Annotated in this window: 15 protein-coding genes; 8 read left to right on the top strand and 7 right to left on the bottom strand. The window is 72.4% G+C overall.

Annotated features, from left to right (window positions below; genetic code table 11):
* Positions 1–208: 208 nt before the first annotated feature.
* Positions 209–2,425: an MMPL family transporter gene (locus tag ACIBBA_RS25245; RefSeq protein ID WP_396700425.1), complete on the top strand. Its 2,217-nt coding sequence runs from the start codon at positions 209–211 to the stop codon at positions 2,423–2,425.
* 172 nt (positions 2,426–2,597) lie between these two features.
* On the opposite strand, the gene ACIBBA_RS25240 is transcribed toward ACIBBA_RS25245, so the two are convergent.
* Positions 2,598–4,511: a Xaa-Pro dipeptidyl-peptidase gene (locus ACIBBA_RS25240; protein ID WP_396700424.1), complete on the bottom strand. Its 1,914-nt coding sequence runs from the start codon at positions 4,509–4,511 to the stop codon at positions 2,598–2,600.
* Positions 4,512–4,884: 373 nt separating this feature from the next.
* Here ACIBBA_RS25240 and ACIBBA_RS25235 point away from each other — a divergent pair, with 373 nt between their 5' ends.
* From ACIBBA_RS25235 to ACIBBA_RS25215, 5 genes are read left to right on the top strand one after another with little or no spacing between them, the layout of a single operon-like run.
* The gene (locus ACIBBA_RS25235; protein WP_396700423.1) at positions 4,885–5,718 is read left to right on the top strand and encodes a carbohydrate ABC transporter permease; all 834 of its coding nucleotides are present in this window, start codon (positions 4,885–4,887) and stop codon (positions 5,716–5,718) included.
* On the top strand, positions 5,715–7,016 hold the full coding sequence (locus ACIBBA_RS25230) for an ABC transporter substrate-binding protein (protein ID WP_396700422.1): 1,302 nt from the start codon (positions 5,715–5,717) through the stop codon (positions 7,014–7,016). The genes ACIBBA_RS25235 and ACIBBA_RS25230 overlap by 4 nt, the downstream gene beginning before the upstream one ends.
* The gene (locus tag ACIBBA_RS25225) at positions 7,009–8,019 is read left to right on the top strand and encodes an ABC transporter ATP-binding protein (protein ID WP_396700421.1); all 1,011 of its coding nucleotides are present in this window, start codon (positions 7,009–7,011) and stop codon (positions 8,017–8,019) included. Before ACIBBA_RS25230 ends, ACIBBA_RS25225 begins: the two co-directional genes overlap by 8 nt.
* A complete protein-coding gene (locus tag ACIBBA_RS25220; RefSeq protein WP_396700420.1) occupies positions 8,016–8,897 on the top strand; it encodes a carbohydrate ABC transporter permease in 882 nt (293 codons plus the stop codon). Before ACIBBA_RS25225 ends, ACIBBA_RS25220 begins: the two co-directional genes overlap by 4 nt.
* Positions 8,898–8,915: 18 nt before the next feature.
* Positions 8,916–9,383, top strand: a complete 468-nt coding sequence (locus tag ACIBBA_RS25215) for a hypothetical protein (protein WP_396700419.1) — start codon at positions 8,916–8,918, stop codon at positions 9,381–9,383.
* 36 nt (positions 9,384–9,419) lie between these two features.
* Here ACIBBA_RS25215 and ACIBBA_RS25210 read toward each other — a convergent pair whose 3' ends face one another.
* The 5 genes from ACIBBA_RS25210 to ACIBBA_RS25190 form a co-directional block, all read right to left on the bottom strand.
* The gene (locus ACIBBA_RS25210; protein WP_396700418.1) at positions 9,420–10,073 is read right to left on the bottom strand and encodes a methyltransferase; all 654 of its coding nucleotides are present in this window, start codon (positions 10,071–10,073) and stop codon (positions 9,420–9,422) included.
* Between the two features lie 42 nt (positions 10,074–10,115).
* Complete coding sequence (locus tag ACIBBA_RS25205) at positions 10,116–11,291, bottom strand: YeiH family protein (protein WP_396700417.1); 1,176 nt, start codon at positions 11,289–11,291, stop codon at positions 10,116–10,118.
* Positions 11,292–11,310: 19 nt separating this feature from the next.
* On the bottom strand, positions 11,311–11,877 hold the full coding sequence (locus tag ACIBBA_RS25200) for a hypothetical protein (RefSeq protein WP_396700416.1): 567 nt from the start codon (positions 11,875–11,877) through the stop codon (positions 11,311–11,313).
* A gap of 98 nt (positions 11,878–11,975) precedes the next feature.
* Positions 11,976–12,887: a LysR family transcriptional regulator gene (locus ACIBBA_RS25195; RefSeq protein WP_396700415.1), complete on the bottom strand. Its 912-nt coding sequence runs from the start codon at positions 12,885–12,887 to the stop codon at positions 11,976–11,978.
* Positions 12,888–12,951: 64 nt separating this feature from the next.
* Positions 12,952–13,758 (bottom strand): aminoglycoside N(3)-acetyltransferase, encoded by an 807-nt coding sequence (locus ACIBBA_RS25190; RefSeq protein ID WP_396700414.1) that lies wholly within the window; start codon positions 13,756–13,758, stop codon positions 12,952–12,954.
* Between the two features lie 245 nt (positions 13,759–14,003).
* Here ACIBBA_RS25190 and ACIBBA_RS25185 point away from each other — a divergent pair, with 245 nt between their 5' ends.
* Together ACIBBA_RS25185 and ACIBBA_RS25180 are read left to right on the top strand one after the other, a co-directional pair.
* Positions 14,004–16,352 (top strand): WD40/YVTN/BNR-like repeat-containing protein, encoded by a 2,349-nt coding sequence (locus tag ACIBBA_RS25185; RefSeq protein WP_396700413.1) that lies wholly within the window; start codon positions 14,004–14,006, stop codon positions 16,350–16,352.
* A 167-nt stretch (positions 16,353–16,519) separates the two neighbouring features.
* A complete protein-coding gene (locus ACIBBA_RS25180) occupies positions 16,520–17,359 on the top strand; it encodes an alpha/beta fold hydrolase (protein WP_396700412.1) in 840 nt (279 codons plus the stop codon).
* 56 nt (positions 17,360–17,415) lie between these two features.
* On the opposite strand, the gene ACIBBA_RS25175 is transcribed toward ACIBBA_RS25180, so the two are convergent.
* Positions 17,416–19,848 carry a M14 family metallopeptidase gene (locus ACIBBA_RS25175; protein WP_396700411.1) on the bottom strand — a complete coding sequence of 811 codons (2,433 nt, stop codon included), beginning with the start codon at positions 19,846–19,848 and terminating at the stop codon, positions 17,416–17,418.
* Between the last annotated feature and the right edge of the window lie 529 nt (positions 19,849–20,377).

Raw genomic sequence — 20,377 nt, 5'->3', positions numbered from 1 at the left:
CCGCGCGTCGGCTCGGGCCGCTCCGGGGCACTCCCGGGTGATCGTCCGATTCGGCCGGTGACGCCCCGGTTCCGCGCTCCGGCGGACCGCTCACCCCGCCGGGGTGCACACCCGGGGCGAGCCGGGGATGCTCCCGGATGTCCGGGTCTCGTCAGCTCCCTAGCGTCAGCACCGTTGACCTAGGTCTGAGCTGACAGGGGGACCCGCGATGGGGGCAAGACCGGTGACGGTCCGGTTGGCGCGGTGGAGCGCCGAACATCCGTGGCGCGCGATCGCGCTCTGGGTGGTGTTCGTGGCGATCTGCTTCGTCGGGGGCAGCGCCGCCGGCCTCAACGAGGCCACCGAATCCGATCAGGCGATCGGCGAGTCCGGCCGGGCCGGGCTGATCGTGTCGGCCGGTGACTTCCACGATCCGGCCGTGGAGAACGTCCTGATCACCCCGCGTGCCGGCACGCTCGACCAGACGGCGGCCCGGGCGGCGGCCGACGACGCGGCGGCCCGGTTGCGGTCGGTGACCGGGGTGGCCGGGGTGGGGCAGCCGGTGTCGGCGCGGGACGGCTCGGCGTTGCTGCTGCCGATCACCATGTCCGGCGATCCGGAGACCGCCAGCGACCGGGTGCAGCCGCTGCGGGACGCCACCGCCGGCGTCCAGGAGGCCCACCCGCAGTTGCGCGTCGAGCAGGTCGGCGGGCCGTCGATCAACAAGGCGCTCGACGACACCCTCGGCAAGGACTTCCAGCGCGCCGAGCTGCTCAGCCTGCCGGTCACCCTGGCCATCCTGATCATCGCGTTCGGCGCGCTGATCGCGGCCGGCGTGCCGGTGCTGCTGGCGCTCTCCTCCGTGGCCGCCGCGATGGGGCTCTCCACTCTCGCCTCCCACCTGGTGCCGTCGACCGACGTCACGAGCAGCGTCATCCTGCTGATCGGCATGGCGGTCGGGGTGGACTACTCACTCTTCTACGTGCGCCGCGAGCGCGAGGAGCGGGCCAAGGGCCGCTCCGGCCTGGATGCGGTCGAGATCGCCGCGGAGACCTCCGGACACGCCGTGGTGGTCTCCGGCTTCGCGGTGATCATCTCGATGGCCGGCCTGCTGCTCGCCGGCGACGCGGTCTTCTCCTCCCTGGCGGTGGGCTCGATCCTGGTGGTCGCGGTCGCGGTGGCCGGCTCGTTGACCGTGCTGCCCGCGCTGCTCGCCAAGCTCGGCCGCTGGGTCGACCGTCCCCGGGTGCCGCTGCTGTGGCGGCTGACGGCGCCGCGTACCGGCCGCCCGGGCGAGCCGGCGCCGCGCTTCTGGCCGGCGGTGCTCCGCCCCGCGCTGCGGGCGCCGGTGCCGACCCTGGTGATCTCGGTCGGGCTGCTGCTCGCGCTCGCCGCCCCGGCGCTGGGCATGAAGCTGAAGTTCCCCGGCATGGAGGACCTGCCGCGCAGCACGCCGGCGATGCAGGCGTACGACCGGCTGACCGAGGCGTTCCCGAGCAACGGCACCAGCCACACGGTGGCGGTACGGGCGCCAGCGGCCGAGGCGGACCGCGTGCGGGCGGCGCTCACCGACCTCGCCGGCCGCGCCGGGGGTGACCCGCTATTCGCCCCCGTCGAGGCGGACGGCCCGAAGATCCAGGTCTCCGACGACCGGCGGGTCTCCGTGCTGGAGGTCGCCACCCCCTACGCCAGCCGCGACGACAAGGCGGTCGACTCGATGCACCGGCTCCGGGACGAACTGGTCCCGGCCGAGCTGGGGGGCATCCCCGGCGTCGAGTACGCGGTCGGTGGCGGGGTCGCCGCCAGCGAGGACTACGCGGCCCACGTGCGGGACAAGCTGCCGCTGGTGATGGGCTTCGTGCTCGTGCTCACCTTCCTGGTGATGGTGCTGACCTTCCGGTCGGTGGTGGTGGCGGTCAGCTCGATCGTGCTGAACCTGCTCTCCGCGGGCGCCGCGTACGGGCTGCTGGTGCTGGTGTTCCAGGGCGGCTGGGCGGACGACCTGCTCGGCTTCACCTCGATGGGGGCGATCGTCTCCTGGCTGCCGCTCTTCCTGTTCGTGGTGCTCTTCGGCCTCTCGATGGACTACCACGTCTTCGTGGTCAGCCGGATCCGTGAGGGGATCCGCGCCGGAATGTCGAACCGGGACGCGGTGGCGTACGGCATCACCTCGTCGGCCGGAGTGGTGACCAGCGCGGCGATCGTCATGGTCGGCGTCTTCTCGATCTTCGCGACGCTCAGCACGATCGACATGAAGCAGCTCGGCATCGGCCTGGCCGCGGCGATCCTGCTGGACGCCACCATCATCCGCGCGGTGGTGCTGCCAGCCCTGATGACCATGCTCGGCGACGCGAACTGGTGGGCGCCGCGCTTCCTGCGCCGCCGGCCGGCGGCGACGCCGACGGACCCGCCGGCGCCCGCGGACGAGCTGGTGCCGGTCGGCTGAACCGGTGCCGGGGGGGGGGCGGCGGGCCCGGGGGCGGGCCCCCGGGGGGGGGGGGGGGGGGGGGGGGGGCGGGGGCCGGGGGCCCCCCGCGGGGGGGGGGGCGGGGGGGCGGGGGGGGGGGGGGGGGGGGGGGGGGGGGGGGGCGGGGGGGCCCCCCCCCCCCGCCGGTCTCCTACAGGCCCGCTCGTACGGCCGCGGGCCGGCCGCCGACGACCGGCAGCTCGATGCGGCTGCGATCGAAGTGGACGGTGATCTCGGCCCGGTTCTGCTTCGCCCGGCTGCTGTAGCCGGAGTAGGAGCCGAGCAGCACCACGCCGACCTGGTTGCCGGCCGCGAAGACGTAGTCCTCGGGGAGCAGCGCGAGGTCGACGCCGTTCTTGTCGCCCGGCACCAACGGCGTCGACTCGCGGAGCGAGTCGATGTTGAGCCCGTCGATGATGCCCTTCGTCACGAGTTCCTGCGGCTCGGTGGCGATGGTCTTCTCGGTCTGCTTGTAGCAGGCCTCCTCGGCGTGCCCGCCCCAGGTGGCCTCGGCACCCCAGCAGTCCTCCTCGGTCAGCGTCCGGATGCCGTCGCCGGACGTGCCGAACCGCGGCCGGGTGCCGTAGTCCACGAGCAGGCCGGCGAAGCTGGTGTCCTCGCCGTTCACCGTCGCGTTGATCTTGACGATGGGGGTGCCGGAGATGTGCAGCGGCGCGCGCAGCGGCTCGGAGAGGAACACCAGCCGGTTCTCCTTGTTCGCCGCCGGATCCGACGGGTGCCGGATCGCGTTGGTCTGGCTCATCGTGGGGGTGTCCTGGAACGTCCGGGACGCCTTGCCGGGCTGCGGACGCACCGACAGCCCACCGGCCGCGCCCTCGGCCCCGGGCCGCAGGAACACCTGGGTCGACCGGGCGGCCGGGATCGGCCAGTCCCGGTGGGTCTCCCAGACGTCCGGCGACCGCTCGATGTCGACCCTCGGCTCGGCCATGATGCCGTTGCGCACGCCGTGCAGCCAGAAGTCGAACCAGCGGTGCAGTGTGTCGACCCACTCGCCGCGGCGGAAGTCGAACGGGTCGACGTGACCGGTGCCGGTCAGCCAGAGCTTGCGCGGGACGTCCTGCTCGGCCAGCGCGTCCCACCACTTGCTGAAGTGGTCCGGCCGGACGTTGTTGTCGTTGATGCCGTGGACCACGAAGACGCTGGCCCGCACGCGCTTGGCGTCCGGGACGTAGTCCCGCTCGGCCCAGAAGTCGTTGTAGTCGCCGGTGACGTCGTCGCCGTCGACGCCGAGCTGCTCCCGCACCGCCGCGCAGTGCTCCCGCCGCTCCGGATTGGTGACCGTGTTGGAGAGGCTCCCGGAGTAGTTGTTGGCCCGGGTGACCAGGCCGTTGCTGCGCGAGTAGTCGTACCAGCTGGAGATGGCCGAGATCGGCACGATGGTGGTGAGCCCCCGCACGCCGCTGGCGGCGGCCGCGTTGGCCAGCGTGCCGTCGTACGACTTGCCGATCATGCCGGTGCGGCCGTTGTGCCAGTCGGCGACGACCCGCTCGCCGGCGGCGTTGGTGCCGGCCCGGCGGCCGTTGAGCCAGTCGATCGCGGTCGGTGCGCTGATGTTGTCAGCCCGGCCACCGGTGACCGGGCAGCCGGTTGAGTTGTTGGTGCCGATCATGTCGAGCAGCACCACCGCGTAGCCGCGCGGAACGAAGTAGTTGTCGTAGAAGAGCGGCCACTGGTCGTTGAGACCGTCGCCGTCGACGTCGGCCTTGCACTCGCCCTCGTTGCCCCGACACACCGTCGAGTAGTACGGGCTCGCATCCATGACCACCGGCACCCGCAGACCCGCCTCGCTGGCCTTGGGCCGGATGATGTCCATCGACACGACGTCGCGGGCGCCGTCGCCGTCGGTGTCGACGTCGGAGGTGACGAATACCCGCTCGCGGATCGCGTCGGCATATCCGAACACCGGTTGGGTGACTCCGTTCTCGATGACCGGCCTGACACGGTCCACCACCGGCTGCGCCGTCGCGGCGGCCGCCGGCAGACCGACGGCGGCGGTCATCACGACCACCACCGACGCTCGCCACCAGCTCCTTGTGGTTCGCATCGTGCTCCTCCCCTTGTCCAGCACCGGCCGTGGACCGGTCGTCCCGGGCGAGGACGACGGGCCGTCGGCGCGGCAGTTGCCTCGCACCCTAGGAACGGATCCGCGCTCGGTCATCGGACAGGTGCGGGACGTGATCGCCGCCGTCTCCTACGTCTGTCGCATCTCGACAGGCGTAGGACCGGGTGGCGTGCGATTCCAACAGGTGCTCGATGACGCGACCGTCGCCCGGCCATAGGTTCGGCCGAACCACCTCCACCAACCGGCCGGGACCCCACCCCGGTCGGCGGCGGAGCCCAGGCGGCATCGCCGACGAGCGCGCCGATCGGTGGCCGGGCGACGGGAAGGGCGGGATGTGCGGTTCTCGGGCCCAGCCATGATCCCGCGGATCATCGGGCGGTTCCTGGTGCCGGCCGCGTTCGCGGCGCTCTTCGCCGCACCGCTGTGGTTCATGCTGGTCGGCTCACTGCGACCCGCCGGCCTACCCCCGCCCCGCACCCTCGAGCTGTTCCCGCCCGAACCGACAGTGGCCGCGTACGCCCGGCTGCCCGAGCTGATCCCGCTGTTCCGGTATCTGGCCAACTCGGCGCTGGTCGTCGCGGTCGCCGTGCCGCTGACCGTCGCCGTCGCGTCGCTGACCGGCTTCGGGCTGCGGCTGCTGACGCCGGTGGCCCGCCGCCGGGCGGTCCTCGGCCTGCTGGCGGTGCTCCTCGTGCCGGTCACCGCGGTGTGGGCGACCCGCTTCGAGCTGTTCCGGCTGGCCGGCGTGGTCGACACGTACGTCCCGCTGCTGGCTCCGGCGGTGCTCGCCGGCAGTCCGTTCCTGGTGCTGCTCTACGCCTGGAGTTTCGGCGGCGTACCGGACACCCAGCTCGGCGCCGCCCGGCTCGAGGGCGCCGGGTGGTTGACGATCTGGCGGCGGGTGGCACTGCCGCAGGTGCGCCCGGCGACCCTGGCGGTCGGCGTGCTCGCCTTCACCCTGCACTGGTCCAGCCTGATCGACCCGCTGCTCTACCTGCACAGCGGCGACCGCTACACCTACCCGCTCGGCCTGCAGTTCCTGCGGCTGCTGAACCCGACGGACTGGCCGCTGCTGATGGCTGCCTGCGTCGTCGCGACGGCGCCCTGCGTGGTGGTGTTCCTGCTCGCCCAGCGGATCCTGCTCAACGACGATCCGCTGGCGGCACTGAGATCTGGAGGTCGAAGGTGAGCACGTTCCGGGCCCGACGATGGGTAGCCCTGATCACCGCGGCGCTGCTGCTCGGCTACGGCGCCGGCTGCGGCGCCGGCGACCGCGCGGACGACAGCTCCGGGATCACCGTCGTGCTCTTCGGCGACGCCGAGGAGGTCGCCGGTTACCGCAGCATGGTCGCCGCGTTCGAGGAGGCCCACCCCGACGTCGCGGTCAACCTCTCGCCGGTCGCCACCCAGGACGACCTGATGGCCCGCCTGACCACCTCGTTCGCCGGTGGGCAGCCACCCGACGTGTTCCTGCTCAACTACCGCCGCTACGGCCAGTTCGCCGCCCAGCAGGCGATCGAACCGGCGCAGGCGTACCTGGACCGCAGCGCGGCGCTGAACGAGAACGACTTCTCCCCGCGGGCGCTGGACGCCTTCCGTTTCGACGGCAAGACGCTGACCTGCCTGCCGCAGAACATGTCCTCCCTGGTCGTCTACTACAACGCCGACCTATTCGCGGCCGCCGGCGTGCCGTTGCCGAAGGCAGGCTGGACCTGGGACGACTTCCTGGCCGCCGGCCGGACCCTGACCGGCGACGGGAAGTACGGCGTGGGCGTGGAGCCGTCCCTCCCACGGCTCGCCCCGTTCGTCTGGTCCAACCGGGGTGAGCTGGTCGACCACCCGGACAAGCCGACCACCCTGACCCTCACCGGCGACCCGGCCAGCCGCGCCGCGGTCGACTGGTTCCTCGACCTGCAACTGAAGCACCACGTCGTGCCGCCGGACGCCGAGGAGCAGAGCGAGTCGAGTGAGGCCCGCTTCCTGCGCGGCACGCTCGGCATGTACCTCAACAGCCGGGTCGCCGTGCCGACGCTGCGCACCATCGACGGCTTCACCTGGGACGTGGCGCCGCTGCCGATCGCGTCGGGCGGCGTACCCGCGTCGATCCTGCACAGCGACGCCTACTGCATGAGCGCCGGCCTGCCCGACCACGACCAGGCCTGGAAGTTCATCGAGTTCGCGATGGGCGGGCAGGGCCAGCGGATCCTCGCCGGGTCCGGCCGCACCGTGCCGTCCCGGCTCGACGTGGCCAACTCCCCCGAGTTCCTCGACCCGCAGAAGCCCCCTCGGTCGTCGCGGGTCTACCTCGACGCCGAGCCGCACCTGCGCGCCACCCCGCGCACCGCCACCTGGTCACGCGTCGAGCGCGAGGGCGACGCCCTGCTGGAGGAGGTCTTCTACGGTCGGGTCGGCCGCGAGCAGGGGCTGCGACAGCTGGAGGAGAAGGTCCGGCCACTGTTCGGTCTGACGGTGGGCGCCGGTGGCTGACCGGGGTGTCATCCGGCTGGAGGCGCTGACCAAGTCGTACGGGAAGGTGGCCGCCCTCGACGGCGTCGACCTGGAGGTACCGGCCGGCGAGATGGTGACGCTGGTCGGCCCGTCCGGCTCCGGCAAGTCCACCGTCCTGCGACTGATCGCCGGGCTGGACCGGCCGGATGGCGGCCGGATCGTCGTGGACGGCCAGGACGTCGCCCAGGTGCCACCGCACCGCCGCGCGGTGGCGATGGTCTTCCAGGACTACGCGCTCTATCCCCACCTCACGGTGCGTGGCAACCTGCTGTTCGGACTGCGGGTCCGCCGGGTACCGCGCGCGGAGGCCGAGCGGCGGGCCCGGGCGGCGGCCGACCGGCTCGGCATCGCGGACCTGCTCGACCGCTACCCCGACGAGACCTCCGGCGGGCAGCGTCAGCGCATCGCCCTCGCCCGCGCGCTGCTGCGCGAGCCGACCGTCTACCTGCTCGACGAGCCGCTGGCCAGCCTGGACGCGCCGCTGCGCTTCGCCACCCGCGCCGACCTGCTCGCCCTGCACCGCGAGCTGGGCACCACCACCATCCACGTCACCCACGACCAGGCGGAGGCGATGACCCTCGGCGACCGGGTCGTCGTCCTCGACCACGGCCGGGTCCGCCAGGTGGGTCCACCCCAGCGGGTCTACGACGAGCCCGCGGACACCTTCGTGGCCGGCTTCCTGGGCAGCCCGCCGATGAACCTGGTACCCGGTGGCGGCGTGCTGGGCGGCGTCACCGACGACACCCTCGGCGTACGCCCGGAGGATCTGAGCCTCGACCCCGACGGACCGGTGGCGGCGACCGTCGAGGCGGTGGAGGCGCTGGGCAGCGAGGCCGTCCTGCTTACCCGCTGCGACGAGGGCACCCGGCTGACCGTGCGCACCGGTCCCCGGCCCGGCGTGTGGCCGGGCGACCAGGTCCGACTGCGTGCCGACCCGGGGCGGATCCACCGCTTCGACGCCGACACCGGGCGACGCCGGTGAGCACCGGCCGGGTCAGCCGGCCGCTGACCGCGTGGGCCTTCCTCGCGCCGTACGCGGTGGCCGTCGCGCTGCTGATCGCGCTGCCCGCCCTGCTCAACCTCGGCTACGCGTTCACCGACCACACCGGACTGACCCGGGATCCGCGGTTCGTCGGTCTGGACAACGCGCGCCGCCTGCTCGCCGACGGTTTCCTCGCGGACAGCATCCGGGCCTCCGCGATCCACCTGGCGCTGGCCGTACCGCTGCGGCTGCTGGCCGCCATCGGGCTCGGGCTGCTGCTGGCCGCGCCCCGCCCGGGCGGCCGCTGGTTCCGGGTCGCGGTCTACCTGCCGACCGTCGTACCCGACGTGGCCCTGGCGGTGCTCTTCCTGTGGGTGCTCAACCCGCTCTACGGCCCACTCAACCAGCTGCTCGGGCTCTTCGGCCACCCGGGCATGAACTGGCTCGCCGAGCCCGGCTCCGCGCGGGTGGCGGTGGCGCTGATGCTCGCGTTCCCGATCGGTGAGGGTTTCATCGTCGTGCTCGCCGCTCGGCGGATGCTCGACGGACGGCTCTACGAGGCGGCGGCGCTGGAGGGTTGCGGCCCGTTCGGCCAGCTGCGCCGGCTCACGCTGCCGCTGCTCGCGCCGGTGCTGGTGCTGCTCGCCGTCCGGGACACGATCCTCACCCTGCAGGTCAACTTCGTGCCGGCGTACGTCCTCACCGACGGCCGGCCCGCCAACGCCACGCTCTACCTGCCGGTCTACATCTTCGACCAGGTCTTCGAATTCTCCGGCTTCGCCTACGGGGCCATGATCACGAGCGTCCTCATGGTGGTCACCGGGGTCATCATCGCCGGGCTGCTGCTGATGGTGCGACGCTGGCGGGTGCTGCGCTGAGCGTGACATCCTGCTGCGGTGAGACTCCGGATGTTCGCCGTCGTCGTCACGGTTCCGTTGCTCGTCGCCTGCGGCGGCACGGACGCCGGTCAGCCCACCGACCGGGGGCCGGGGATGCTCGCGAACCTGCCCAGCTGCGACCGGGTTCCGCTGGACGCCGACGCCGAGGTGGACGGCCAGGTCACCGGCCTGCTCCTGCCCGACGGCGCGCGGGTCACCTCGGTGGTCGAGCAGGGCGCCCTGACCACGGTCGCGGCCACCATCCGGATGACCCCGCTGGACGTACGCGCCCACTACGAGAGCCGAGGCGACATCGACCTGCTGCGCGCCGAGGACGAGGTGTTCGAGGCCGAGGTGCTGATGCGGGCGCAGGAACGGCGGACGTATCTGCGGGCCACCGCGCTCTGCGCGGACGGAACGACGCTGACCGCGGTGGTCGGGCCGGACTCGGAAGAGGCGGGCCTGCCCGAGTTCCAGAGCGACTGACTGTCGAACCCGCTCCCCCGTGAGCGCGGGCAGCCCTCAGACGAAGGTGAACAGTCGCGTGCCGGGTCGCAACGCGGGCGGATGGGCGGGGTGCTCGACGAGTTGGTGCATGCCCACCCGGAATCTGGCGTCGGTGGGGCTGGTGAACGCCAACTCCGCGAATCCGTGATCAGCGAGGCAGGCGCGGACCTTTAGGCTGGGATCAGGCCCGGCGTCGGGTCGGGCGCGGGTCCAGATCACGATCCCGCCCGGGGCCAGCAGGGCCGGCAGCGCGGCCACCGTCCGCCGTACGTCCTCGACGGCGACGTTGCCGAAGACACCGCAGGCCATCACCACCTGCGCCCGCTGGACCTGCTGGTAGGTGTCGGCGGCGCCCGCGTCAGCCGTCCACACCTCGACCTCGGACAGACCGAGATCGACGGCTCGCGCCCGGGCGCGTTGGGACAGGGTCGGGTCGAGTTCGATCAGCAGCGCGCGGACGTCCCGGCCGCGACCGTGTTCGGCCAGCACCGGCAGCACGTCGCGCCCGTCGCCCGCACAGATGCTGACCAGACGCCGGACGCCGTCCTCGCCGCACGGCGCGTCGGCGAGCGCGCGACGCAGATCGCGTTGCACCACGGCCAGCCGACGGGCCAGCGGCGAACCCGGGGCGTCGTAGTCCTGGTGCCACCGGATCCAGTCGGTCGTCACCGGCTCATTGAAGCAGTGCCGGGCCGTTTGCTGCGTGCCCGGTCAGGCCGTCAGCAGCACGCCCGCGTACGCCACCCCGGCGATGACGGCCCACGAACTCAACCCCAGGGCGGCGGCCCGCCCGCCGGTGCGGGCCAGCGTCGGCAGGTGCACCGCGCTGCCGAGGGCGAACAGCGCCGCGGAGAGCAGGATCTCCTGCGCCAGGCCCGCGCCGGCCAGCACGCCCTCCGGTAGCCAGCCGGTGCTACGCAGCCCGATCATCACGAGGAAGCCGACCACGAACAGGGGCACGAGGGACGGTTTCGCGCCTCGCGGACCGTCACCGGTCGGGCCCTGCGCCGCCGCGCGCCGTCGCCGCAGCCCGATCGCCACCACGGCGACCAGCGGGGCGAGCATCGCCACCCGCATCAGCTTCACCAGGACGGCGTCACCGAGGGCCGCCGGGCCGGCGGTCTGCGCGGCGGCGACCACCTGACCCACGTCGTGCACGCTGGCCCCGACCCACCGTCCGAACTCCGCGTCGCCGAGGCCCAGCGGCTGTTGCAGCAACGGGAGCACGGCGACGGCCAGGGTGCCGCAGAGCGTCACCAGGGCGACCGACGCCGCGGCGTCCTCCTCGTCGCTGCCGGTCGCCGCGCTGACCGCGCCGATCGCCGAGGCGCCGCAGATCGCGTAGCCGGCGGCGATCAGCAGGGGTTGGTCGCCGCGCAGACCGATCCGACGGCCCAGCCACCACGTGCTGGTGAACGTCGCGGCCACCACGGCGACGACCATGAGCATGGTCGGCCACCCGATCGCGCGTACGTCCTGCACGCTGAGCTTCAACCCGAGCAGCACGATGCCGAGCCGCATCAGCCGTTTGCCGGCGACGCTCAACCCGGGCCGGGCCGGGCCGCGTACCCGGTCGCGAAGGGCAGGCAGGTGGGCGGCGGCGATGCCCAGCACCATGGCGACGGTCAGCGCCGGCACGACGGGCAGCGCCCAGTGCACCGCCCATGCGGCGGCGGCCCCGACGCTCGCGGCGACCAGCCCGGGCAGGATGCCCGGTCCGCCGCCCCGCCGCGCGCCCGCGGACCGCCCTGCGGCGGGCCCCTTCGGGGCGTCCGACCGGCCACCGGGGGCGCCGTCGCCGGCGCGGGCGGCCGGGTGGCCGCCGTCACCGACGCGTGGCGGTGAACCCGGGTGCGGTTCGCGGCCGGTGGTCCGGATCAGGGTCATTCCGGTACCCGCGTCCCGTTCACGACTCGTCGGTCCGCTGCTCGTACACCCGGCGGACGCTCGACCCGAGCCGGGAGATGTCCGCTCCGTAGATGTGCAGGGACACGGCCATGCCGTCGCCCCCGTTCCAGACCCGGTGGATGTCGCCGGGTGGGGCGAAGCCGCACACCTCGCCCTGCCGGTTGACGACGTCCTCGGTCGCGACGAGCCGGGCGGCGGTCCCGTCGGAGACGAGGCGGTAGCGCCGCTCGTGCTCCTCGCCCTGGTGCACCCCCGTGACGCACCAGGCGACGTGGTCGTGGATGGCGGTTCGCTGGCCGGGGAGCCAGACCAGAGCCACGATCGAGAAGGACCCGTCACGCTCCGCATGCAGAACGTGCTGCCGGTAGTGGTCCGGGTCACCCTCGCACTGCTGCGGGGTGAGCAGGTCGGCCGCGCCCAGATGCGGGGCGAGCCGCTCCCCCACCAGGTACGCCGTCAGGTCGGGCGGCAGCCCGCGGTCCACCACGTCCCGTACCTCCTCGGCGAGCCGGGCGAGGCGGGCGGTACTGGCGGTGACGACGGAGACGGCGGACGGAGCGGTCATGTTGCCAGCCTGACCGCCGTGACCCATTACGTCCAACAACAGTTTCTTGGACGAACCCAAGCACCGCTTATGTGTCGAGGGTGAGCCCCGGTCGCCACTCAGGCGGCGCCGGCGGCCCGCCGTCCGGCCACCGAGGCCAGCGCCTCCAGCACCTGGGCGGTCGCGGGGATGCGCAGGTGCTCGCGCAGGACGTAGGCCGAGACCTGACGGCGCGAGGCGGGTGACAGCGGGCGGCCGCGGACCTTGTCCCGGCGGAGGAAGGACAGGGTGAGTTTCGGCATCATCGCGACGCCGAGGCCCTGCGCGACGAGCGACTGCACGGCGAGATTGTCGTCGGTGGTGAAGACGATGTCGGGCGTGAACCCGAGTTGGGCGCACTCGTGCAGGAAGTTGGTGCGGCAGCGCAGGCACCCGGCGATCCAGCGCTCCTGGGCGAGGTCGGCGAGTTCGACCGCGCGACGCCTGGCCATCGGGTGCCCGACGGGCAGCAGAACGGTGAGTTCGTCCTCCAACAGCGGGATCTCCACCAGCTCGTCCGGCACCTCCTCACGAAGGCCGGGGTAGGTGAAGGCCAGCGTCAGGTCGCTCTCGCCCTGGACCACCCGGCGGAGCGAGTCCGGCGGCTCGTCCTCGAGCAGCTCCACCCGGATCCCGGGATGCTCGGCCGCGAGCAGACCCATGGCCTCGGGGATCAGCGTCGCGTTGGCGCTGGGGAACGCGCAGACCCGCACCCGACCGGTACGCAGCCGCGCTATCGCCGCCATCTGCTCCCGGGCGACCGACATGCTGTCGAGGATGCTCTCCGTGTGGCGGGCCAGCGTCTCGCCGGCCTCCGTCAGCCGCAACCGCCGTCCCACCCGGGTGAACAGCGGAGTGCCGACCTCGCGCTCCAGCGCCTTCATCTGCTGGGTGATCGCGGGTTGGGTGTATCCCAGGGTCTGCGCCGCCGCCGAGTACGACCGGGTCCGGACCACCTCGTGAAAGGTCCTGATATGACGCGAATCGAACACCATCGGATCATAGGCGCGACGGCCCGCCCGGAGCCCGCCTACCGACCGTGATCCTGGGCTCACCTCACGGTCGGGCGTCCGCCCGCTGCCGGTTGGCGGCCAGCCAGGCGGTGGCGAAGTCGACGAGCGCGCGCTGCCTCATCAGGCGGGCCGGCGCGGCGCCGACCCGGCCGACCGATGCGCCGTCGGCCGCCTCGAAGTCGGCGCCGAGCCGCTCGAAGTCGCCCTCGTCCGTGGCCATCTCGACCCAGGTCGCCCATCGGCTCGTCCCGTCCGGGGAACGCACCGCCGAACCGGTGGGAGCCATCGGCGGCGACGGCTGCCTCCGCTCGGCGAGATGAAGCGACGTGTTCGAGTCATGGCCGCAGCCGAGCAGGAGCACCCTGCCGTCGAGCCGGTTGACCGCGCCGAGCGGCGACTCCTCGCCCAGCCCGTCGTCGAGTCGGTGCCCGCGCACGATCTCGGGGCCCCGGCGACCCAACGCGGCGAACGAGACCTGCGGATGGTCACTGCGCAGCGCACCCGGCCAGGTGCGGACCGTCTCGGCGAGGCGGCCCATCCACCGGCTCGGCGTACGGGCCGGGTCGAAGGCGGGCATCTGCTCACGGATGATCGGCCACCACGCCTCGGGCACCGGTGGGTTCCGCCAGTCGGCCGGGTCGGTGTTGTCGGGAGTGTGGGTGGGCACCACCAGCGTGCCGTCGGGGCCGAGCACGTCCAACAGCGCCAGCACCACCGCCTGCGGGCCGCCGACGACGAACCCGAGGCTCCGGTGCGACGCATGCAGCAGCAGGACATCACCGGGAGCGACCCCGAGGGCGCGGAGGTCGACCGCCAACGACTGCGCCGTGTACGGCACCGACTGGTCCATCGGCGGAGTGTAGGTCAGGCGGTGGCACCGGTCGGGTGTTTCCCGGCGGGCAGCCGATCAGCGGGGGGCTCACGGCATCGACAGGTGTCCTAACCGGACCGGCCGAATCGCGACAGATGCTCGGTGACGTGGGTCACTCCACTGTCTAGCGTGCATCGTGGAGACCGCTTTCCCGGTCGCCACGACGCGTGCCCAGGGAGACCCGAATGAACCTCACGCTCGTCCGAAGATACCGCGGCCTCGCGATGACAACGAGCCTGGCGCTGGTCGTCGCGCTCGCGCTGACGGCCTCGTCCACCCCCCAGCCCGTCCAGGAGTCGTTCGCCACCAACTCACCCACCGGGCCCATGGAACTGCCCGACGAGTGGATGACCGCTCAGCGGATGAGCGACGGCAGCCGGGACCTCTCCGTGGCCAAGTACGAAAAGGCCCGCGGCGAGGCCCACCAGCTCGACCTGCGCACCCGCCTGCTCTACCGCCACCTGGCGCAGAAGAAGTGGAACTTCTTCGGGCCGAGCAACATCGGCGGCCGGGTGGTGGACATTGCGCTCGACCCGAAGGTGCCCGACCAGCTCTTCATTGCCGCCGCCTCCGGCGGCGTCTGGAAGTCCGACGACGCGGGCGCGACGTTCGAGACGGCCTGGCCCGACGGGTGGACGCAGAGCATGGGCGCGGTCGCGATGACCAGCGACGGCGTCCTCTTCGCCGGCACCGGCGAGGCCCAGCCGGGCGGCGGCTCGATCACGTTCGGCGGCGACGGCATCTACCGCTCAAAGGACCGCGGTAAGACCTGGCGGCACGTCGGGCTCAAGGACAGCCACGCCATCGGCCGGTTCGCCATCGACCCGAGCAACCAGAAGCGCATCTTCGCCGCCGCCAGCGGCAACCTTTTCGTACCCGGCGGCCAGCGCGGTGTCTACCTCTCCGACAACGGCGGCGACAGCTGGAAGCAGGTGCTCGCGCCACCGAACGCGACCACCGGCGCCACCGAGGTGGTCATCGACCCCACCAACCCGCAACGGGTGTACGCGGCGATGTGGGACCACCTGCGCGAGCCGCACCAGCGCACCTACGGCGGTCCCGGCTCCAGCCTCTGGCGCTCCGATGACGGCGGCCGGACCTGGGCGCGGATGACCAACGGCCTGCCCACCGACGCCGACCAGGGCCGCTGGGGCATCGCCGTCGCGCCGAACAACCCCCAGCGGCTGTACGCGTACGTTGGCACTGCGCTCGGCCCGTTCCGCGCCTTCTACCGCTCCGACGACGGCGGCGACACCTGGGCGCAGACGCCGGTCACCGCCGCTCAGGCGTCGCAGTCCACGTTCAGCTGGTGGTTCGGCAAGCTCTTCGTCGACCCCGGCGACGCCGATCACGTCTTCCTCACCGGGGTCAACCTGATGCGCTCCACGAACGGGGCGCAGAGCTTCTCCTCGGTCAGCGGGGTGCACGCCGACCAGCACACGATGCGCTGGGATCCGAAGACGCCCGGCCGGGTCTACCTGGGCAACGACGGCGGCTTCTACCGTTCCGATGCCGACGGGGCGAGCGGCTGGGTGAAGGCCACCTACGAGCCGTACACCCAGTTCTACACGGTGGACGTGGCGCAGACCGACCCGGTGCTGAAGGTGGGCGGCGCGCAGGACAACGGCTGCAACCGCGGCTACAACGGCGTAGGTGGCCCGTGGAACGCGATCGGCTGCGGCGACGGCCTGCAGGTGATCATCCACCCGGAGGCCTCGAACATCGTCTTCGGGTGCAGCCAGTACGGCTCGTGCTACCGGTCGGAGAACTCCGGCGGCACCCCCCGGCAGACCATCGGCACCGGTCAGACGACCTCGCAGCGACGCAACTGGCTGACGCCGCTGCAGTTCGACCCGAGCGACCCGAACGTCATGTACTACGCCGGGAACATCGTCAACCGGTCGACGGACAACGGCCGCACCTGGACGCCGATCAGCCCGGATCTCACCGGCGGCGGCCCCAACGACCCGTCCGGCTACCCCTGGGGCACGATCACCACGATCGCCGCCGCGCCCACCGACGGCAACACGCTCTACGTCGGCACCGACGACGGAAAGCTGTGGTGGACCGACGACCTGGGGCAGAACTGGCACCAGGTCGACCCGGCGCAGCTGCCCGGCACCTGGGTGACCCGGGTGGCGGTGAACCCGGCCGACGAGAACATCGCCTACGCCACCTTCTCCGGGTTCCGGTCCGGCAGCGACCGGCCGCACGTGATGATGACCCGCGACGGCGGCCGTACCTGGAAGGACATCGGCCGAGGACTGCCCGACGCGCCGGTCAACTTCGTGGTGCCGACCGCCGACGGCCTGCTGCTGGTCGGCACCGACGTCGGGGTGTTCATGTCGGCCTGGAACGGCGGCGAGTGGGCGGCGCTGGGCACCAACCTGCCGCAGGCGGCCGTGATGTACCTGCGCTACCACGAGCCGACCCGGCAGCTCACCGCGGCGACGTTCGGCCGGGGCGTCCACGACCTCACCGTGCCCCGCTGCCCGGCGGCGTCGACCAAGCTGCCGCCCAAGCCGACCGGGGTCGGCGTGGTCGGCGTACTCGCCTCCTGCCGGCTGGGGTGACCGACCGGTAGTCCGCGCGGAGCGAGGGCCACCTCCCGGAGACGGGAGGTGGCCCTTCCCGCTGAAGGTCACCCGGTGGGTCGTCACCCTCCGCCCGGCCGTCGGGCGGCCGGGCGGGCGGCGCAGCGGGGAGCGCCGAGGCCGATCTCCGAGCCTATGATCCCCGGATGGCTACCTTCGACGGCGCGGACGGCACCCGGCTCGCATATCACCGGACCGGTGAGGGGGATCCGCTGATCTGCCTGCCCGGCGGGCCGATGCAGGCTTCGGTGTACCTCGGCGACCTGGGCGGGTTGTCCGCGCATCGCTCGCTGGTGCTGCTGGATCTGCGCGGCACCGGGGAGTCCGCCGTCCCGGCGGACCCGGCGAGTTACCGGTGCGACCGGCAGGTCGAGGATGTCGAGGCGCTGCGGCTGCACCTCGGGCTGGACCGGATCGACCTGGCCGCGCACTCGGCCGGCGCGACGCTCGCCCTGCTGTACGCCGCCCGGCACCCCGACCGCGTCGGTCGTCTCGCGCTGATCACGCCCAGCCCGCGGCCGGTCGACGTGGAGGTCGGCGACCTCGATCGCCGCGAGCTGGCCGAGCTGCGGCAGGGAGAGCCCTGGTTCCCGGCGGCCTTCGCCGCGTTCGAACGGATCTGGTCGGGCCAGCCCACCGCCGCCGACTGGGCGGCCATCACCCCGTTCACCCACGGTCGGTGGGATGCCGCCCGCCAGGCCCGGGTCGCCGGGGAGGGCGAGCAGCGCAACGACGACGCGGCCGCCGTCTACTACGAGGCCGGCGCCGTCGACCCGCCGGCCGTCAGGTCCGCCCTCGGCCACCTCCGGGCGCCGGTCCTGCTGATCGCCGGAGAGTACGACGTCGCGCTCCCGCCGAAGCGCGCCGCCGAGTACGCCGGCCTGTTCCGGCGGGCCGAGTTGGCGGTGCAGCCGGGCGCCGGGCACTATCCGTGGCTCGATGATCCGCACTGGTTCGTGGAGACCATGGCCGGGTTTCTGCGCTGACCGGTGACGGCCGCGGTGCCGAACGCACCGCGGCCGTCCCTGCCTGCGGTGATCGGTCAGCCGGTCGGCAGGACCGCCTGGCCCTTGCGGTAGTTCTTGCCGTTGCCGTCCGGCTTGTAGTTGTTCTCCACGTTGCCGGCCGAGTCGACCGAGAACCAGTTGATCCGGGTGCCGGCAGGGACGGTGAGGGTCTCCCCGCCCTCCCGGATGCCCGCCGAGCCGTAGAGCGTCGACGAGTACGTCGGTGCGGCGCCGTCGAGGGTGTAGAAGACCGAAGCGGGCTCGGAGACGCCGAAGGTCACGTTCACCATGCCCGGGGTCGAACTGGGGGCGACCGTGAGGGTGCTCCCTGGGCGGGTCCGGTCCTTGGCGAAGTCCCGGGCCACCCGCATCAGCTCGACCAGGCCGTTGGCGAACTCCATCGCCTCGGAGTGCGCCTCCTCCCAGTCCGGTTGGAAGGACGTGCCGACCTCGAAGTTCCAGGCGTAGATGCCGTACTTGTACCAGAGCATGTCGCCGGAGTTGCCCGCCGCCGAGTAGAGCACGTCGGAGATCGGGCCGGTGCGCGCCGGGGTGACCGCCATGTTCCGGTGCTGCTTGATGGCGGTCAGGATGCGCGAGGACGCACCCCAGAAGGCCGACTCCTCGGCCAGCGTCGGCCGCGGCGCCGAGATGCGGTCCGGCAGGGCGTACGCGCCCGGCGACCACATGAAGTAGTTCCCGGAGGAGTGCAGGTTCATCGAGAACTTGATGTTGGGTCGGGCGGCCAGCCAGTCGAGGTTGCGGTTCTCCGGCTCGGAGAGCTCACTCGGCCCGGCGTAGGTGCCGCTGGTGCAGCTGGTCGACGCGCCCGAGTATCCGTCGAAGAGGCTGTACTCGGTGTAGTTGCGGTTGTTGTCGACGCCCCACGAGTCCCGGCCGAGGAAGTCCGCGGCTCCGGTCGACGGGCAGTGGTTGGTCATGTTCTTGCGCTGCGAGTTGAAGTCGTAGAAAGAGTAGTGACCACCGTCCGGGTTGACCGACGGGGCGATCCAGATGTCCAGGTTGTTCAGCAGCTGCTTGGTCTGCCCGTCGTGCGCGTAGTTGCGCAGCAACCGCTCAGCGGTCTCGACGGTGACCAGCGGCGGCACCCACTCCCGGGCGTGCTCCTGCGCGTAGGCGAGCACCCCCGGCTTCGAGCCGTCCCGGACCTTGCCGATCCGGATCGCGTACACCGGGTGCGGGTCGCGGGAGACGGACGCCGGCGCGCTCAGGTCGTCGGTGAGCGCGGTCCGCGCCGCCGGCGCGACCACGCCGTTGCCCGGGCTGCCGCGATAGGTGTACGCCTTGACCAGCGACCCGGCGGCGGCGTTGAGCGCCGCGACGACCTCGGCCGCGGTGCTGGTCACCGCGCCCGCGCCGTCGGTGCCGAGGGACACCCGGATGGCCTTGCCGCTCACGGTCACCGCCAGCGCCGCGTTGCCGGTGCCCGGGTTCGCCAGCTCCACCGAGATGTCGTTGCCACCCTGGTGCCCCCAGGCCAGGGAGTCCACCGCGACCCGGCTGGCGTTGGCGCTGCCGAGGACGGCCTGGGCGTGCCGCCGGTAGCCGTTGGTCTTGTACGGCAGCTCGACGATCTCGGCCAGGTTGGGGAACTCGGCGGCGAGCTGGTGGATCCGCGCGTACAGCTCGGTCGGGGTGAGGTAGCTGGTGACGAAGTCCTTCTGGTAGCCCGGCCCCTCCGGGCTGGTCTCCGGGGTGGGCAGCCACTCCTGCACCTTGACCTCGGCGACGTCACCGGTGGGGCTGGTGATCCGGATCCGGTCCGGCTGGCTGGTCACCGCCGAGGCGCCGCGGTGGTAGAGGTAGACGCCGGCGTCGACGAAGCGGGAGATGGTCTGCGTTCCGCCGGAGCCGATCGCGGTGCCCGGCCCGCTGTCCCGCTCGACGGTGAGCGTGTTGCTGGCCGTCTGGCCCTGCGCCCACTTCGCCTCGACGGAGAGGACCTGGCTGGTCCCGGAGGTGTAGTAGTCCGCGCGGATGATCTTGATGTCGGAGACGTCCGGCGCGGTCGGGTCGGCCGCGGCGGCGGCGAACTCCCGGTTCTCGGCGAGGTGCGCGGTGATGGTCGACTCGCGCTCCTCGACCCGGGCCCGGGCGTCCTCGGGGCGGTGCAGGATCTCGCCGAGGGTGAAGCCGGCGGCGGTCAGTCGGGCGGCTTCGCTCGGCGTGATCACGGCGTGCGCGACCACGCCGTTCTCCGAGCGCTCGACGTGGTGGTCGAGGTCGACGCCGGTGGCGACCAGCGCGTCCAGCTCCGCGGAGCCGGCGAGCAGCACCTCCACGACGTTCGCCGGCTCACCGGCGACCGGACCGGAATCGGCCGGCACGGCGGCGTCCGGTCCGGTCGCCGAGGCCGGGCTGACCAGCAGCACGATGGCCATGGTGGCGGCCAGCGCCGCCGGGACCGGAAGGCGGCGTCGCCACCGCACGGGTAGGGATTTCGGCATGTGATGTCTGCCCTTCTGGCTACTCGGCCTGATGGCCGCAGGAGATGGCCGAGGGGCACGCCCGGGGTACGCGGCTCCATCCGTTGGGTCGCGCGCGGTCGTTGCGGCAACCGGGCGCGCGACACGCTGAGAAAGGGAAGGTGATGTCGTCCGGCTCCGTCGCCTCGACCTGACCCGCATCGCCGAATTGCGGGGCGTCGAACGGTGGTGACGGAGGTGCTCCGGTGACGGTCGGTGTACTGAGGCAATCCTCAGGTGTCACAACGTGAACTGTCAATCCTCTGCGAGGCCGTTGACCATCGCCCGCGTCCGGCCACCCGAACCGGGGCCTCGACCGAGTTCGATCAATGGCTCGCAGCTGGAAGTTTCACCCGGAGTGCCCGGAGACTGTCCTTTCCGACAGATCCGGCGCGTTGTCCCCACAGCGGATAGCGGCCCGCCCGACCCGACCGTTAGGCTCACCATCGAGTGAGGTCGTTCACCGCCGATCATTCACCTTCGCTCTGTGCCGACGTGACGGATACTCGCT

This window comes from Micromonospora sp. NPDC051006 (genome assembly GCF_044456245.1).
In the GTDB taxonomy this organism is placed as follows: Bacteria; Actinomycetota; Actinomycetes; order Mycobacteriales; family Micromonosporaceae; genus Micromonospora.
This window is presented reverse-complemented; position numbering and strand designations above follow the sequence as displayed.